Source organism: Arthrobacter sp. TJ-265, assembly GCF_058269135.1.
The window spans coordinates 107,996-123,092 of record NZ_JBZCND010000005.1; the positions used below are offsets into that span (position 1 = coordinate 107,996).

At 71.1% G+C, this 15,097-nt stretch carries 13 protein-coding genes and 1 pseudogene; 10 read left to right on the plus strand and 4 right to left on the minus strand.

What is annotated here, in order from left to right; all coding sequences use genetic code 11:
• Nucleotides 1–21: 21 nt before the first annotated feature.
• Nucleotides 22–1,323: an MFS transporter gene (locus tag AC4D2E_RS15740; RefSeq protein WP_490953207.1), complete on the plus strand. Its 1,302-nt coding sequence runs from the start codon at nt 22–24 to the stop codon at nt 1,321–1,323.
• 100 nt (nt 1,324–1,423) lie between these two features.
• Here AC4D2E_RS15740 and AC4D2E_RS15745 read toward each other — a convergent pair whose 3' ends face one another.
• Nucleotides 1,424–1,876, minus strand: coding sequence for a DUF1844 domain-containing protein (locus AC4D2E_RS15745; protein WP_490953208.1), 453 nt, complete (start codon nt 1,874–1,876; stop codon nt 1,424–1,426).
• A 334-nt stretch (nt 1,877–2,210) separates the two neighbouring features.
• Here AC4D2E_RS15745 and infC point away from each other — a divergent pair, with 334 nt between their 5' ends.
• The 4 genes from infC (at nt 2,211) to AC4D2E_RS15765 (ending at nt 5,087) form a co-directional block, all read left to right on the plus strand.
• Complete coding sequence (gene infC, locus AC4D2E_RS15750; RefSeq protein WP_490953209.1) at nt 2,211–3,296, plus strand: translation initiation factor IF-3; 1,086 nt, start codon at nt 2,211–2,213, stop codon at nt 3,294–3,296.
• Nucleotides 3,297–3,402: 106 nt separating this feature from the next.
• A complete protein-coding gene (rpmI, locus tag AC4D2E_RS15755) occupies nt 3,403–3,597 on the plus strand; it encodes a 50S ribosomal protein L35 (RefSeq protein ID WP_104168964.1) in 195 nt (64 codons plus the stop codon).
• Between the two features lie 95 nt (nt 3,598–3,692).
• Nucleotides 3,693–4,082, plus strand: coding sequence for a 50S ribosomal protein L20 (gene rplT / locus AC4D2E_RS15760; RefSeq protein ID WP_104168963.1), 390 nt, complete (start codon nt 3,693–3,695; stop codon nt 4,080–4,082).
• 45 nt (nt 4,083–4,127) lie between these two features.
• The gene (locus tag AC4D2E_RS15765) at nt 4,128–5,087 is read left to right on the plus strand and encodes a TrmH family RNA methyltransferase (protein WP_490953210.1); all 960 of its coding nucleotides are present in this window, start codon (nt 4,128–4,130) and stop codon (nt 5,085–5,087) included.
• Here AC4D2E_RS15765 and AC4D2E_RS15770 read toward each other — a convergent pair.
• A complete protein-coding gene (locus AC4D2E_RS15770) occupies nt 5,061–6,335 on the minus strand; it encodes an MFS transporter (RefSeq protein ID WP_490953211.1) in 1,275 nt (424 codons plus the stop codon). The two genes, AC4D2E_RS15765 and AC4D2E_RS15770, sit on opposite strands and share 27 nt — an antisense overlap.
• A 275-nt stretch (nt 6,336–6,610) precedes the next feature.
• Here AC4D2E_RS15770 and AC4D2E_RS15775 point away from each other — a divergent pair, with 275 nt between their 5' ends.
• On the plus strand, nt 6,611–7,066 hold the full coding sequence (locus AC4D2E_RS15775) for an NUDIX domain-containing protein (RefSeq protein WP_490953212.1): 456 nt from the start codon (nt 6,611–6,613) through the stop codon (nt 7,064–7,066).
• Between the two features lie 52 nt (nt 7,067–7,118).
• Here the strand turns inward: AC4D2E_RS15775 and AC4D2E_RS15780 are convergent, their stop codons facing one another.
• Nucleotides 7,119–8,174 carry an Rv2578c family radical SAM protein gene (locus tag AC4D2E_RS15780; RefSeq protein ID WP_490953213.1) on the minus strand — a complete coding sequence of 352 codons (1,056 nt, stop codon included), beginning with the start codon at nt 8,172–8,174 and terminating at the stop codon, nt 7,119–7,121.
• A 67-nt stretch (nt 8,175–8,241) separates the two neighbouring features.
• On the opposite strand from AC4D2E_RS15780, the gene pcp reads away from it, so the two are divergent.
• Complete coding sequence (pcp, locus tag AC4D2E_RS15785) at nt 8,242–8,880, plus strand: pyroglutamyl-peptidase I (RefSeq protein ID WP_490953214.1); 639 nt, start codon at nt 8,242–8,244, stop codon at nt 8,878–8,880.
• 6 nt (nt 8,881–8,886) lie between these two features.
• Here the strand turns inward: pcp and AC4D2E_RS15790 are convergent, their stop codons facing one another.
• On the minus strand, nt 8,887–9,357 hold the full coding sequence (locus AC4D2E_RS15790) for a hypothetical protein (protein WP_490953215.1): 471 nt from the start codon (nt 9,355–9,357) through the stop codon (nt 8,887–8,889).
• Nucleotides 9,358–9,543: 186 nt separating this feature from the next.
• Between AC4D2E_RS15790 and pheS the strand changes: the two genes are divergently transcribed.
• From pheS to AC4D2E_RS15805, 3 genes and pseudogenes are all read left to right on the plus strand, one after another.
• Complete coding sequence (gene pheS, locus AC4D2E_RS15795; RefSeq protein WP_104168957.1) at nt 9,544–10,626, plus strand: phenylalanine--tRNA ligase subunit alpha; 1,083 nt, start codon at nt 9,544–9,546, stop codon at nt 10,624–10,626.
• Nucleotides 10,627–13,170, plus strand: a complete 2,544-nt coding sequence (gene pheT, locus AC4D2E_RS15800; protein ID WP_490953216.1) for a phenylalanine--tRNA ligase subunit beta — start codon at nt 10,627–10,629, stop codon at nt 13,168–13,170.
• 310 nt (nt 13,171–13,480) lie between these two features.
• Nucleotides 13,481–15,009, plus strand: a pseudogene (locus tag AC4D2E_RS15805) (HNH endonuclease).
• Nucleotides 15,010–15,097: the final 88 nt, after the last annotated feature.

A 15,097-nucleotide genomic window follows, 5' to 3' on the forward strand; every position in this document is an offset into this window, starting at 1 on the left:
CGTCGGCCAGAAAGACGAACAGTGAACTTCGCCGTATACCGGGACCTGCTGCGCATCCGCTCCGTCCGGAGGCTGCTCCTCGTCGGGATGATCGCTCGCTTCCCGCACTCCGCCGCCGGGGTGCTGCTCACGCTCCACGTCGTCCAGACCCTCGACCGCGGCTACGCGGAAGCGGGCGCCGTCGCCGCCGTCGTCACGATCGGCATCGCGGTCGGCGCGCCGTGGCGCGGCCGGCGGATCGACAGCGCGGGACTGCGGCGCGCGCTCATCCCGTCCGTCGTCGCGGAAGCCGTCATCTGGTCCGTGGCACCGCACCTGTCCTACCAGTGGCTGCTCGTCGCGGCGCTCGTCGGCGGACTCTTCACCCTGCCCGCCTTCTCCGTGATCCGCCAGGCGCTCGGGGTCCTCGTGGACGGCGACCGGCGGCGCACGGCCTTCACGCTCGACGCCATCTCCACCGAGGTCATCTTCATGGCCGGCCCTGCGGTGGGCGTCGTCCTGGCCACCCAGGTGTCCACGGTGCTCGGCCTGACGCTGGTCGGGATCGCCACCGCCTCGGCGGGCCTGTTCCTCATGTGGTTCAACCCGCCCACGCGGTCGGACCAGCTGCCCGACGCCGTCACGGTCGCGGCCTCCGCGCCCGCCGGCATGAACGAGGCCGCGGCGGACCTCATCGGCGCCCGGAACTCCGGCACGCAGGAGCGGCGCCCTGCCTCGGTGCTGCGCCGCGGAGTGCGGAGGGTGCTGCCCTGGATCACCGTGCCGCTGGTCATGGTCATGATCACGGCCGCCGGTGCCGGGCTGCTCCTCTCGGGTACCGAGGTGGGCATCGTCGCCGCGCTCGAGCAGACGGGGAACGAGAGCCAGCTCGGCCTCGTCTTCGTGGCGTGGTGTGCCGCGTCGGTGGTCGGCGGACTCGTCTACGGCGCCCTGCACCGGCCGATCCCGCCGTCGCTCCTCCTGCTCGGCATGGCCCTGCTGACACTCCCCATGGGGTTCGCCGAGACCACGCTGTCCCTGGCCCTGCTGTCAATCCCGGCGGGCCTGCTCTGCGCGCCCGTCCTCTCCGCCGCCTCCGAGAAGGTCGCGGACCTCGTGGCCGAGGACCGGCGGGGCGAGGCGATGGGCTGGTACGGCTCCGCGCTGACCTCCGGCGTCGCGCTCGGAGCGCCGGTGGCCGGGCTCCTCATCGATGCCGTCGGTCCGTGGGGCGGTTTCACCGCGGTGGGCGTCGTCGCCGCGCTCATCGGCGTCGCCGGGTTCCTGGCACGGGACCTCGGCAGCCGGACGCCCGCGGTGGATACCGCCGGCGCCTCCCGCTAGGCGGGCGCGTCCACCCGCACACCGCCTCCCTCGAACGCGAACGGCCCGTGCCCGGTGGGGCACGGGCCGTTCGAAGCCTGGCGGCCGCGGGACGACGGGATCAGTTGACGGGACCCGTGTACTTCTCTCCGGGGCCCTGGCCGGGCGCATCCGGGATGATCGAGGCCTCACGGAACGCGAGCTGCAGCGAGCGGAGCCCGTCGCGCAACGGCCCTGCGTGCTGGGACCCGATCTCGGGGGCGGCCGCCGTCACGAATCCGGCCAGCGCGGTGATCAGCTTCCTGGCCTCGTCGAGGTCCTTGAGCTGCTCGGCGTTCTCCTCGTGGCCGAGGCCGCACTTCACGGCCGCGGCGCTCATGAGGTGCACCGCCGACGTCACGATGACCTCCACGGCGGCCACCTCGGAGATGTCCCGCATCTGCTGCCGGACGCCCTGCTCGGCCTCGTCCGAGGCAGCGTGGCCGTGGTCCTGCTCCTCGGCGAAGCTGCGGCGGGAGGAGCCGGCCGGCTCCTCGGAGGGGGCGTGCTGCGGGTTGTCGTGTGGCGTGTTCATACTGGTAAGCTTGGCATAGACCAACCGGTCGCTGTTAGCCGCTGTGCTCTTCGAGCAGGCTCACGCGCCGGTCTGCAAGCGGAGTCCTCTCCCACCCGCGTTTGCCTGGTGCGACCTCAGGTCGCATTGCAGGTAGCCGGGTTCCTGGTCGGTGCTGCCGCTGATCGCGCAGGAAGCCCAGGCTTCCCCGACGGCGGACGACCGGTCGACGAGGCCTCCGATTGCGCATGCAATGGGAGGCCTTCTTTCGTCTGCAGGCGGTTTTCAGCTCGAGAATCCACAGGAGTCACACATTAGCGAGCCAAGAATCAATGATCGTATCCGCGTTCCCGAGGTGCGGTTGGTCGGACCTGCCGGCGAACAGGTAGGAATCGTCCGTATCGAGGACGCACTCCGACTTGCCGCCGAGTCCGACCTGGATCTTGTCGAGGTAGCACCGCAGGCGAAGCCTCCGGTGGCCAAGCTCATGGATTTTGGTAAGTACAAGTACGAAGCGGCCGTCAAGGCGCGCGAGGCGCGGAAGAACCAGACCAACACGGTCCTGAAGGAGATCCGCTTCCGCCTCAAGATCGATACGCACGACTACGAAACCAAGCGTGGGCACGCCATGCGCTTCCTCGGCGCCGGCGACAAGGTCAAGGCCATGATCCAGTTCCGCGGACGTGAGCAGCAGCGACCCGAGATGGGTATCCGCCTGCTGCAGAAGTTCGCGGACGACGTCGCCGAGGTCGGTGTCGTCGAGTCGACGCCGCGCATCGACGGACGCAACATGGTCATGGTGATCGGTCCCACGAAGAACAAGGCCGAGGCCAAGGCGGAGGCCCGCCGGGAGACCCAGCGTGCCGAGGCGAAGGCTGCCAACGAGGTCGCGAAGTCGGGGGGCGAGCCCAAGCGGGTCGATACCTCCGGGTCCAGCGGTGCACCGCTGACGCAGTCCCTCGCGGACCTGCTGCCCGAGGGCTACGAGATCAGGAGCGAGCCCGAGGCTCCGAAGGCTCCCGTCGAGGAAGCTCCCGTACAGGAGACTCCGGAGGCGACCGTGCAGCAGGCACCCGATGCTGCGGCGGCCACCGAGGCTCCGGCCGCGGCGGCACCTGCCCAGGCCGCTCCTGCCCGACAGGCCGCACCGGCTCGTCAGGCTCCAGCCCGGACGTCGTCGGCCCCGCGGTCGACGTCGTCGAGGCCTGCGGCCGAGCGGCCCGCACCCTCCCGTTCCTCCGCCCCGGCGGCGAAGACGGAGGCCGCAGCCCCGGCATCGACGCCGGATGCTGCGCCGGCGCCGAAGCCGGCCGTGGCAGCCAAGCCCATGGCCATGCCGAAGCCCGGAGCGCCCAGGCCGCCGGCACCCCCCAAGCCCGCGGGACGAACGGCTCCGACCAAGAGCCCGACCAGCCGCCCCAAGCCCGGAAGCACAGACTAGGGCCCCGGCCCCGTCCTACCACCGGGCACGATCGAAACCAGCAGGCACCCTCGGGTGCCGAACTCCGGGTGCACCCGCCCCGGCTATCCAAAGGAGATCGGTTCCCATGCCGAAGATGAAGACCCACAGTGGCGCCAAGAAGCGCTTCAAGCTCACCGGTAGCGGCAAGCTCAAGCGCCAGCAGGCCAACCGCCGCCACTACCTCGAGCACAAGTCCTCGACCGTGACGCGCCGTCTCGCCGGCGACAAGATCGTCTCGAAGGCCGACAGCAAGGTCATCAAGAAGATGCTCGGCGTCTAACCACCAATCCACCCCCTCCCGGGAAAGCGCACGCACCCACGGTGCGGCGCTCACGGCCGAAGCCGTGACCGGAGAAGAACTGAAGGAGTACGCACGTGGCACGTGTGAAGCGGGCAGTCAATGCCCACAAGAAGCGTCGGGTCATCCTCGAGCGCGCCAAGGGTTACCGCGGCCAGCGTTCGCGCCTGTACCGCAAGGCGAAGGAGCAGCTGCTCCACTCGTTCGTCTACAGCTACGGTGACCGCCGCAAGCGCAAGGGCGACTTCCGTCGCCTGTGGATCCAGCGCATCAATGCTGCGTCCCGCGCCAACGGCCTGACCTACAACCGCCTGATCCAGGGCCTCAAGGCCGCCGACATCCAGGTCGACCGCCGTATGCTCGCCGATCTCGCCGTCACCGACGGCGCAGCCTTCGCGGCCCTCGTGCAGATCGCCAAGAACGCCCTGCCGGCGGACACCTCGGCACCGCTCAAGGCCTCGGCCTAGGCGCATCGGCTGCTGCGGGCCATGCGGCCTGCACACCGGAACACGATGACTGTGAACGGACGCCCCCAGGCGCCACTGATGACCAACACCCACGCTGACCGGGTGAAGGAGGTGGCACGCCTGGCCGGGCGTCCGTCGCGTTTAAGGCGGCGGGAGTTCCTGGCCGAAGGTCCCCAGGCGGTCCGGGAGGCCCTCCGCCTGCACCTCACCCGCCATGCGGCGGGGGAGGGCGGCGTCGTCGTCGACGTGTACGCCACGGCAGACGCGCTCGAGCGCCACACCGACATCGCGGACCTCTCCGGGCAGGACGGCGCCCCGACCGTGCGTCTCGTCACCGCCGACGTCCTCGCCGCCATGTCCTCCACCGTCACGCCCCAGGGCTTCGTCGCGGTGTGCCGGTTCGTCGACGTCCCGCTCGACGACGTGCTCTCTACCGCGCCGCGCCTCGTGGCAGTCCTCGTCGAGGTGCGGGACCCGGGTAACGCGGGCACCATCATCCGGGCGGCGGATTCGGCGGGGGCCGACGCCGTCATCCTGACCGGCGCGAGCGTGGATCCCTACAACCCCAAGACCGTACGGTCCACCGTCGGGTCGCTCTTCCACCTCCCGCTGGTCCTCGGCGTCGAACCCGAGGGGCTGCTGGACCGCCTGCGGGACGCGGGCATGACCGTCCTCGCGGCCGACGGCTATGGCAGCACCAGCCTCGACGACCTCCAGGACGCCAGCGCGCAGCGCAGGTTCGCCACGGTGCACCCCCCGCAGGACCGGCCGGACGGCGAGCCGGGCGGCGACATCGGCAGCAGCGGCGGCGCCGGCACGGTGCGCCTGGAGGACGCCGGCGCCTGGCTGTTCGGCAACGAGGCGCAGGGCCTGCCGGCCGACGTCACCGCCGCCGCGGACGCGCGCGTCGCGGTGCCCATCTACGGCAGCGCGGAGTCCCTCAACGTCGGGACCGCCGCCACCGTTTGCCTGTACGCCTCAGCCCGCGCGCAGCGCATCCGCTGAGTCCGTCGGCCCTGCCGTTGCGGCGTCGCCGTGCGTTGGTCGGCGGTCGGCGTGGCCGCGCCTGTCCATCCTGCCGCTGAGCAGGGCGACGCCGAGCCCCAGGACCGCGAGCACCGCGCCGACCATGGCGGGTGCGGTGAACCCCCATCCGGCCGTGATGACGGCGCCGCCCAGCGCTGCGCCGAGCGCGTTGGCCGTGTTCAGCGACGAGTGGTTCATCGAGGACGCGAGCGACGGCGCTCCCGGCGAGACGTCCAGCAGGCGCGCCTGCAGCGGCGGGATGAGCGCCGATCCGCTCGTGCCGACCAGGAAGACGAAGAGGCAGGCCGTCCACGGGATCGTCGCCGCGAGGGGGAACAGCAGCAGGACCGCCGCGATGGCCACCATGACCCCGTAGATGCTTCCCATGATGGATCTGTCCGCGAGGCGCCCGCCCAGGATGTTGCCGACCACCATGCCCACGCCGTACAGCGCGACGACGAGGGGCAGCAGCGACGCGCTGAGGCCGGCCACCTCCGTCATGGTCGGCGCGATGTACGAATAGACGGCGAAGAACCCGCCGAAACCGACGATGCCGATGAGCAGGGTCATCCACAGCTGCGGACGGCGCAGGGCTCCCAGCTCCTTGCGGATGCTCGCGCCCGGCCGCACGGGGACGTCCGGGACGAAGGCGCGGATCAGCACCAGCGTCGTCGCCCCGATCACTCCCACGAGCAGGAACATGGAGCGCCAGCCGAACTCCTGGCCGAGCCACGTGGCGAACGGGACACCCACCACGTTGGCGATGCTCAGTCCCAGCATCACCATGGCGATGGCGCGCCCCCGCCGCGCGGGATCGGCGAGCGATGCCGCGATGACGGCGGCGACACCGAAGTAGGCTCCGTGGGGAAGGCCCGACAGGAACCGCGACGCCAGCATCCAGCCGAAATCCGACGCGAAGTAGGACGACAGGTTGGCCACCGTGATCAGGACCATGAGCGCCAGGGCGACGGCGCGCTGTGGCTTCTTCGCGCCGAGGGTGGCGAGGACGGGCGCGCCCACCACGACACCGAGGGCGTAGGCGGAGATGACATGCCCGCCCTGCGCGTAGTCCACGCCGAGATCCGCCCGCATCTCCTCGAGCAGGCCCATGATGGTGAACTCGGTGGTGCCGATCGCGAAACCACCCACCGCGAGGGCGCCGATGGCGAACAGGAGTGGACGGCCGGTCAGCCGGTTCGACGTCGACGGGGGAGCGGAGGCGGTCATGGATGTCCTTGCGGCTGGATCTCGGGGGCGGGGGGATCGGCCGCCGGACTCCTCCGGGAACTGGGGGCGGACGGCGACACGGACACCGTCGTCCCTTCAAGCCTAGGCGACAACGCCGTGCCGCCCCGAAATACGACCGCGGCACCCGGCAGACGGAATTCGTGCTGCAAGGTTCGGGGTTCGGGGTTCATGGTGATGCGGTGATCGTCGGGCCGGGCCGAGGCCGGACGATCACCACGATCGGGGATGCAGGGAGTCGTCGATAGACTCGGCAGGTGACGCAACCACCCTCGGACCAGCTCCTCCAGATCGTGGGGGCGGCCGTCGTCGACTCCCTCGCGCGGCCCACCCGCCTGCTCGTCGCCCGGCGGTCGGCGCCGCCGCAGTTCGCCGGCATGTGGGAGTTCCCCGGAGGGAAGGTGGAGGCGGGAGAGCGCTGCGAGGCCGCCCTGCTGCGCGAGCTCGAGGAGGAGCTCGGCGTCACTGCAGAGCTCGGCAGGGAGATCACCGGGCCCGGGCCGCAGGGGTGGCCGCTCAACGACCGGGCCGCCATGCGCGTATGGGTGGCCGAGGTCACGGCGGGGGAGGCGATGCCGCTGCAGGACCACGACGAGCTGCGCTGGCTGCCGCTCCATCCGGACGAGGAGCTCGACGCGCTGCCGTGGATCCCCGCCGACCGGCCCATCCTCTCCGCGCTGCGCTCAGCGACGGCGCCCCGCACCGCCCGCTGACGGCTGGGCCCTCGGACGACTCCGCCCACGAGGGTGCCCTGGGGGCAGGCCTTCAGAACAGAGAGGCCTGGACGGGATCCGGGGTCGGGGCGGGGGGTGGCACGGTCGCGGTGGCCCCGGGCTGCCGGTCGGCCGACAGGTTGCGGAAGAAGCCGGCGCCCGCCACGAGGCCGTGTTTGCGACGGAAGATGCGGATCCTCCCGGAGAGCCAGTCCCGGTATTCCTTCGACGCGTAGCTCCCGCCCCGGTAGAGCTCCTCGTACCGCGGGACGAGTTGCGGGTGGTGCGCGGCGAGCCACTGCATGAACCACTCGCGGGAACCGGGTCGCAGGTGCAGGGGGCCGGCTGTCACGCCCGTGGCCCCGGCGTCGGCCAGGGCGCCGAACAGCTGGTCGAGCGATGCGTCGCCGTCGGTGAGCCAGGGCAGGATCGGCATGGCCATGACCCCGCACGGCAGCCCGGCCTCGCGGAGCCGGGAGATGAGTGCGAGCCGTGCCTTCGGGGCGGGGGTGCCGGGTTCGATCGCCTCGGCGAGGACCGGATCCACCAGCGCGAGGGAGATCCCCATGCCCACGCCGATCGATCGCGAGGCCGCCCTCAGGAGCGGGATGTCGCGGGCCAGGAGGGTGCCCTTGGTCAGGATGGAGAAGGGGGTCCCCGAGTCCGCGAGGGCGGAGATGATGCCCGGCATGAGCCGGTAGCGCCCCTCGGCCCGCTGATACGGATCCGTGTTGGTGCCCAGCGCAACGTGCTCGCGGGTCCAGGAGGGTCGGCCCAGTTCACGGGCCAGCACCTCGGCGGCATTGATCTTGACGACGAGCTGCGCGTCGAAGTCGAGCCCCGTGTCGAGGTTCAGATAGCTGTGGGTCTTCCGGGCGAAGCAGTACACGCAGGCATGGGAGCAGCCGCGGAACGGGTTGATGGTCCAGGAGAAGGGCATCGACGACGTGGGCGGGACCCTGTTGAGGACCGACTTCGCCGCGACCTCGTGGAAGGTGATGCCGGCGAAGTCCGGCGTCCGCACCGTCCTGACGAGCCCGGCAAGCGGCAACAGGGCCGGAGCAGCCGGCGCGTCGTCGTCCGTGATCCTCTGCCCTTCCCATCGCATGAACCCATTAGAACACGCGTACTAATATCTCGTCACCGTCGCCCGGCCGGGCCACTAGGCTGGGGGCATGATCCTGCTGACCGGCTTCGAACCCTTCGGGGGAGAATCGACCAATCCGTCCTGGCAGGCCGCACAGCGTGCGGCGGAACTGCTGCGCGCACAGGGACGGGAGGCGGTCGCCGTGGAGGTGCCGTGCGTCTTCGGCCGGAGCATCGAGGTGCTGGAGGCCGCCCTCGGTCAGGTCGAACCGGAGATCGTCCTGTGCATCGGGCAGGCCGGCGGGCGCGAGCGGATCTCGCTGGAACGCGTGGCCATCAACGTCGACGACGCCCGCATCCCCGACAACGCCGGCCGCAGGCCCATCGACGAACCCGTGGTGGCCGCCGGCCCCGCAGCGTACTTCAGTACCCTGCCCATCAAGGCGTGCCGGGAGACCGTAGCCGGGCTGGGAATCCCGGTCGAGGTGTCGCAGACCGCCGGCACCTATGTCTGCAACCACCTCTTCTACGGGCTCATGGACCTGCTGGAGGGTCGGCAGGGGACCCGGGGCGGGTTCGTCCACGTGCCCTTCTCCTCGGAGCAGGGTGCCGCCCACGGGCAGCCGGGCATCGCCGTCGAGGCGATGGCCACGGCCCTGGCCGCGATCGCGACGACGACGGCGGAGACCATCCTCGACGTGCGCATCACCGCAGGGGCGGAGCACTGACGAGCGTCACCCTCGGCCGGAGCGGGAACCGATCGACGTGACCGCAGCCCCGATCGCCGTCGTGAGCGGACGCACCGGCCGCTCACGGTAGCCGCCGGTGGCGAGCCCTGCTCCGCGCTCGAAGAGGTTGCGCGACGCCGGGTCCCCGGTGCGCAGGAGCGAGTAGCCCGCCGCCACCAGGTACGCCGGGAGGAAGGGCAGGCCGAGGCACGCTGCGTACTGGCGGGCATGGTGCGCCTCGTGCTCGAGGAGCCGGAGGAACGCGGGCGGGGCGCTGCGCGGGGCGCTGCCCCGCAGCAGGACCACGCTGCCCACCGTGAAGGCACGGGCCTTGGGCAGCCGACGGCGGTAGCCCTCCGCGAGCAGGATGCCGTACGGTCCGGGTGAGACGCGGCAGCCGGACAGGGCGGCGACGGCGAGGCCGCACGGCGTCGACAGGTTGATCCAGTTGAGGAATGGCACGAGCCTCCGGTTCATGCCGCCATCGTACGGCGGCGCCGCACCACCCGGTCAGTAGCGGGCGGTTGTCCCACGGCCGAACCCGTCGCCTAGACTTGGGACGCCGGTACGCCCCGCTGCGTCCCGGCGTTTTCCTGTCCACGGCGTGGCCCGCTCCGGCGAATGGCCCGCCGCACGTTCCGAGAGTGCAAGGTACGCAACCCCATGGCCGAAACCCCAGAGCACGCCGGGCCTGCCGGCCGCGATGCCCAGGTCCCCGATCCGCTGGACGCCGCGTCGGTCGCCTCCGCCGTCGACGCCGCGCTCGCCGACATCGCTGCTGCTGCCGACCTCGACGGGCTGAAAGCGGTCCGGATCGCACACACCGGTGAGAAGTCCGCGCTGAGCCTCGCCAACCGGGGCATCGGCGCCCTGCCGAAGGAGCAGAAGTCGGCGGCGGGCAAGAACATCGGGCCCGCCCGCGGGCAGATCAACCAGGCGCTCGCCGCCCGCACGGTCGAGCTCGAGGCCGAGCGTGACGCACGGATCCTCGTCGAGGAGGCCGTGGACGTCACCGCAGCCCCGCGCCGTCGTCGGACCGGCGCCCGGCACCCGCTATCCACGCTGCAGGAGCGGGTCAGCGACGTCTTCGTGGGCATGGGCTGGGAGATCGCGGAAGGACCCGAGCTCGAGTCCGAGTGGTTCAACTTCGACGCCCTGAACTTCAAGCCCGACCACCCGGCGCGCGAGATGCAGGACACGTTCTTCGTCGAGCCGCCCGAGGCCCACCTCGTGCTGCGCACCCATACCTCGCCGGTCCAGGCCCGCTCCATGCTCGAGCGCGACCTGCCGATCTACGTCCTGTGCCCGGGCAAGGTGTTCCGCACGGACGAGCTCGACGCCACCCACACGCCGGTCTTCCACCAGTTCGAGGGCCTCGCCATCGACAAGGGACTCACCATGGCGGATCTCGTGGGCACGCTCGAGCACTTCACGCAGCAGCTCTTCGGCGACGACGCCAAGGTGCGCCTGCGCCCCAACTTCTTCCCCTTCACGGAGCCGAGCGCCGAGCTCGACATCTGGCACCCGGGCGCCAAGGGCGGCCCCCGCTGGATCGAGTGGGGCGGCTGCGGCATGGTCAACCCCAACGTGCTGCGCGCCACCGGCATCGACCCGGAGGTCTACTCCGGGTTCGCCTTCGGCATGGGGATCGAGCGGGCACTCATGTTCCGCAACGAGGTCATCGACATGCGGGACATGATCGAGGGCGACGTACGTTTCAGCGAACACTTCGGGATGGAGATCTAGGTGAGAATCCCACTGTCCTGGCTGCGCGAATACGCAGCCGTGCCTGCGGATGCGACCGCGGAAGACGTGATGGCCGAGCTGGTCAAGGTAGGCCTCGAAGAAGAGGACGTCCACCGTCCCACCGACGAGCTGACCGGCCCGATCGTGGTGGGCCAGGTGCTCAGCATCGTCAAGGAACCGCAGTCCAACGGCAAGACCATCAACTGGTGCGAGGTCCGCGTGGTGCCCGAGGGTGCCCAGCAGACCCTCACAGGGGACGGCATCGACCCGTCCGGCGTGCAGGGCATCGTGTGCGGCGCCCACAACTTCGTCGAGGGCGACAAGGTGGTCGTCACCCTGCCCGGCTCGGTGCTGCCGGGTGACTTCCGCATCAGCCCCCGCAAGACCTACGGGCACGTGTCCGCCGGCATGATCGCGTCCGTGCGTGAACTCGGCATCGGCGACGACCACGACGGCATCCTCGTGCTCTCCACCCTCGGGCTCGACCCCGAGGTGGGCGCCGACGCCATGGAACTGCTCGGCCTGTACGACCAGGCCGCGGAGATCAACGTGACGCCCGACCGCGGGTACTGCTTCTCCATCCGCGGCGCCGCCCGGGAGTACGCGCACGCCACCGGGACGGCCTTCACCGACCCGGCTGCCGCCGTCGTCGTCCCGCCGGCCGCGCCCGGGGGATACCCGGTGCGGCTCGAGGACACCGCTCCCGTCTACGGCACGCCCGGCTGCGACCGGTTCGTGGCTCGGACGGTCCGCGGCGTCGACCCCACACGCCCCACGCCGCCGTGGATGTCCGCGCGACTGCGCCTCGCCGGCATCCGCTCCATCTCGCTCGTCGTCGACATCTCCAACTACGTGATGCTCGAGCTCGGCCAGCCCCTGCACTTCTACGACCTCGACAAGCTCTCGGGCGACATCGTGGTCCGACGGGCCGCTGCGGGCGAGACGCTGCGGACCCTCGACGACAAGGACCGCACGCTCGACGCCGAGGACCTCCTCATCACCGACGCGTCCGGTCCCATCGGTATCGCCGGCGTCATGGGTGGCGCCTCCACCGAGGTCTCGGCGAGCACCGACAACGTGCTCATCGAGTCCGCCCACTTCGACGCCGTCAGCATCGGCCGGTCCCGTCGTCGCCACCGGTTGCCGTCGGAGGCGTCCAAGCGCTTCGAGCGCGGCGTGGACTGGAACGTGGCCGATATCGCCGCGCAGCGCGCCGTCGAACTCATCCTCGAGCTCGCCGGCGGGACCGTCGACGACGCCGCCACCGACGTCGGCGAGGCACCGGAACCGCGGGTCATCGATCTGCCCGCCGACTTCCCGGCCCGCCTGATCGGACGCGAGTTCAGCGACGAGCAGATCCGGGGCACGCTCACGGACCTCGGGGCGACGGTCCAGGAGACCGAGGGCGGCTACCGCGTCACCGCCCCGAGCTGGCGCAGCGACCTCGAGACCCGCGAGGACCTGACCGAGGAGATCATCCGGCTCGTCGGCTACGACACGATCCCCTCCTCGCTGCCCGTCGCCCCGCCCGGGCGCGGCCTGACGCGCGTGCAGCAGCAGCGCCGCCGGCTCCTGAACGCCCTCGCGGCAGCAGGGCTCACGGAGGTGCTCGCCTACCCATTCGTCAGCGAGGCATCGAACGCCGTGTTCGGCACCCCGGACGAGGGCGCGGCGCCTGCCTCGGTGAAGCTCGCGAACCCGCTCAGTGCCGAACTCGGCTTCCTCCGCCGCTCGATCCTGCCCGGCCTCGTGGAGCTGGCGAAGCGGAACCACTCGCGCGGCTTCCGCGACCTGGCCCTGTTCGAGGCGGGGTCGGTCTTCCTGCCCGACGGCGTCCTGGGCTCCGAGTCCATCCCGCCGCTGGGCATCAGGCCCGACGACGACGTCCTCGACGGATTGCACGCGGGGATCCCGAACCAGCCGCTGGTGGTGGCCGCGCTGTTCACGGGCCATGAGACGGCGCCGTCGGCCGGCGTCGCTCCGCGCGCCTGGGACTGGGCGGACGCCGTCGACGCCGTGCAGCTCATGGCGCAGGTCACCGGCGTCGACGTCGTGGTCCGGCAGGGCAGCCACCAGGCGTTCCACCCCGGCCGCACGGCGGAATTCTCGCTGCGCAGCGGCGAAGTGCTGGGCTACGCGGGCGAGCTGCATCCGAAGCTGATCGCCGCGCAGGACCTCCCCGCGCGCACGGTCGCCCTGGAGATCACCGCGGACCTCCTCTTCGAGGCCGCTGCCGACGTGATCGTCGCGCGGTCGCTGTCCACCTATCCGCCGGCCACGCAGGACGTCGCGCTCGTCGTCGAAGCCTCGGTGGTCGCGGGCGATGTGCTCGAGACCCTGCGGGAGGGTGCGGGTGTGCTCCTCGAGGACGTCAGCCTGTTCGACGTCTACACGGGACAGGGCATCCCCGAGGGGCAGAAGTCCCTAGCTTTCGCCCTGCGGTTCCGCGCGCCGGATCGTACCCTGACGGCGGACGAGGCCAGCGCGGCGCGTGACGCCGCCGTGGCCCTCGCGGCCGAGCGGCATGGCGCCGTGCAGCGCTGAGTCCTCCAGCACCATGAAGGCCCGTTCCCGGTGTGGGGGCGGGCCTTCCGTGTGGGTGAGGGGTCCATCGCAGCCGAAGGATGCGAGGCTCCGGACCGGCCGCAGCGAAGAGCGCGAGGAGATCTTCGTGCTGCCCGCTCAGGGATCGCGGCGTGCTGCGCCCTTTGGCATAGCTCCATCCCTGATGCGTGGTCTGCCCTTCTAGCATCGGCAATTCCGACCGGAAACACCCCTGATCATTGCCGATTCCTCCCCTCCGGCGGCGTTCGTAGCGACCGCATAATGTCGGTGCCAGCGGGGAGAATTCAGTATGGACAGCAGCCGGATTGCTTCGCTCAACACCACGGATATCGGTGGTGGTTCGCGGCGGCACGGTAACCCGTCGGATCCGATTCAGCCGGTCGTCATCCCGTCCGGGTTTGTGCGGATTGGCTCTGTGCGGGATCTGATCGACGCGCTCGCGTCCCTTCCCGTGCCGACGGATGGTCCGGAGTTGATCGATGAGGTGAGCGATTCGGAGGAGTTGAAGTGCCTGATCGCCGCCCGGCAGGCCCGGATCGCGGTCGCGTTCGACCTGGACCAGCGCCGGTCCCAGGCGGCAGCTGGTGTGCCGGTGGCGGAGCAGGGCAAGGGGGTGGCGGCGCAGGTGGCCCTGGCCCGGCGTGAGTCCCGGCCCGGGGTGGCCGGCTGCTCGGGTTCGCGCGGGCTCTGGTGACGGAGATGCCGCACACGATGGCCGCCCTCGAAACCGGGTTGTTGAATGAGTGGCGGGCGACGCTGCTGGTGCGGGAGACGGCGTGCCTCTCCGCCGCGGACCGGTGCGCGGTCGATGAGGACCTGGCCGCGGACACGGGTGCCTTCGACGGGGCCGGGGACCGGCAGATCCTGGCCGCGGCCCGGGCGGCGGCGTACCGGCGGGACCCGCGCTCGGTGACCCAGCGGGCGAGCCACGCGGCGGCGGACCGGCGGGTGAGTCTGCGGCCGGCGCCGGACACCATGACGTATCTGACCGCCCTGCTGCCGGTCGCGCAGGGGGTCGCGGTGCACGCGGAACTGACCCGGCACGCCGACACCCGCCGGGCCGCCGGGGATCCCCGGAGTCGGGGCCAGCTGATGGCCGATGCCCTGGTGGAGCGGACCACGGGCACCCCGGGCGGGTTCTCCCGGGTCGAGGTGCAGCTGGTCATGACGGACCGGACCCTGTTCCAGGGCGACAGCGAACCCGCGAGGCTGCCGGGCTACGGGATCGTCCCCGCCGGCTGGGCCCGGGACCTCCTCACCACCGGGCCGGCCTCCGAGCGGGCCTCCGGCCCGTCAGCAGATCACCGGCGGGCATTCGAGGTCTGGCTGCGGCGCCTGTATACCACCCCCGGTAGCGGGGAGCTGGTGGCCGTCGAGTCCCGGACCAGGCTTTTCACGGCCGGGCAGCGCCGCTTCATCGAGGCCCGCGACCATCTGTGCCGGACCCCGTACTGTGATGCGCCAATCCGCCACTACGACCACATCATCCCCTGGCATGACGACGGGCCCACCACCCTGTCCAACGGGGCCGGGCTGTGTGAGGCGTGCAACCACACCAAGGAACTCCCCGGCTGGAATGCGAAAGCGCACCCCGATCCCGGAGCCAGGCACGCCCGGCATGCCCTCGAGATCAGCACGCCCACCGGCCACACCTACCACTCCACCGCACCACCCCTGCCCGGCAGCAGCCCGGACGAACGCGAGCACAAGCGGGAGCGTGAACGCGAGCAGGAGTGGGAGAACGCGCAGGACAATCACAGCACTCCGGCATACCCCTACACGCGACAGTCCAGGCGGGCACCGCTGCTCTTCGCCTGACCTGTCGTGGAGGTCGTCGTCACCAACCTGCCCACGACGGGGGCGCAGGGTCCGCGAGGTGCGCGTCCGCAATCATCTCTTCAGTTGC

Excerpts from the sequence above, each read along its gene's own strand:
- AC4D2E_RS15745 (WP_490953208.1), bottom strand. The coding sequence starts at position 1,876 with ATGAACACGCCACACGACAACCCGCAGCACGCCCCCTCCGAGGAGCCG.
- rpmI (WP_104168964.1), top strand. The coding sequence starts at position 3,403 with ATGCCGAAGATGAAGACCCACAGTGGCGCCAAGAAGCGCTTCAAGCTC.
- AC4D2E_RS15765 (WP_490953210.1), top strand. The coding sequence starts at position 4,128 with ATGACTGTGAACGGACGCCCCCAGGCGCCACTGATGACCAACACCCAC.
- AC4D2E_RS15770 (WP_490953211.1), bottom strand. The coding sequence starts at position 6,335 with ATGACCGCCTCCGCTCCCCCGTCGACGTCGAACCGGCTGACCGGCCGT.
- AC4D2E_RS15780 (WP_490953213.1), bottom strand. The coding sequence starts at position 8,174 with ATGCGATGGGAAGGGCAGAGGATCACGGACGACGACGCGCCGGCTGCT.
- pcp (WP_490953214.1), top strand. The coding sequence starts at position 8,242 with ATGATCCTGCTGACCGGCTTCGAACCCTTCGGGGGAGAATCGACCAAT.
- AC4D2E_RS15790 (WP_490953215.1), bottom strand. The coding sequence starts at position 9,357 with ATGAACCGGAGGCTCGTGCCATTCCTCAACTGGATCAACCTGTCGACG.
- pheS (WP_104168957.1), top strand. The coding sequence starts at position 9,544 with ATGGCCGAAACCCCAGAGCACGCCGGGCCTGCCGGCCGCGATGCCCAG.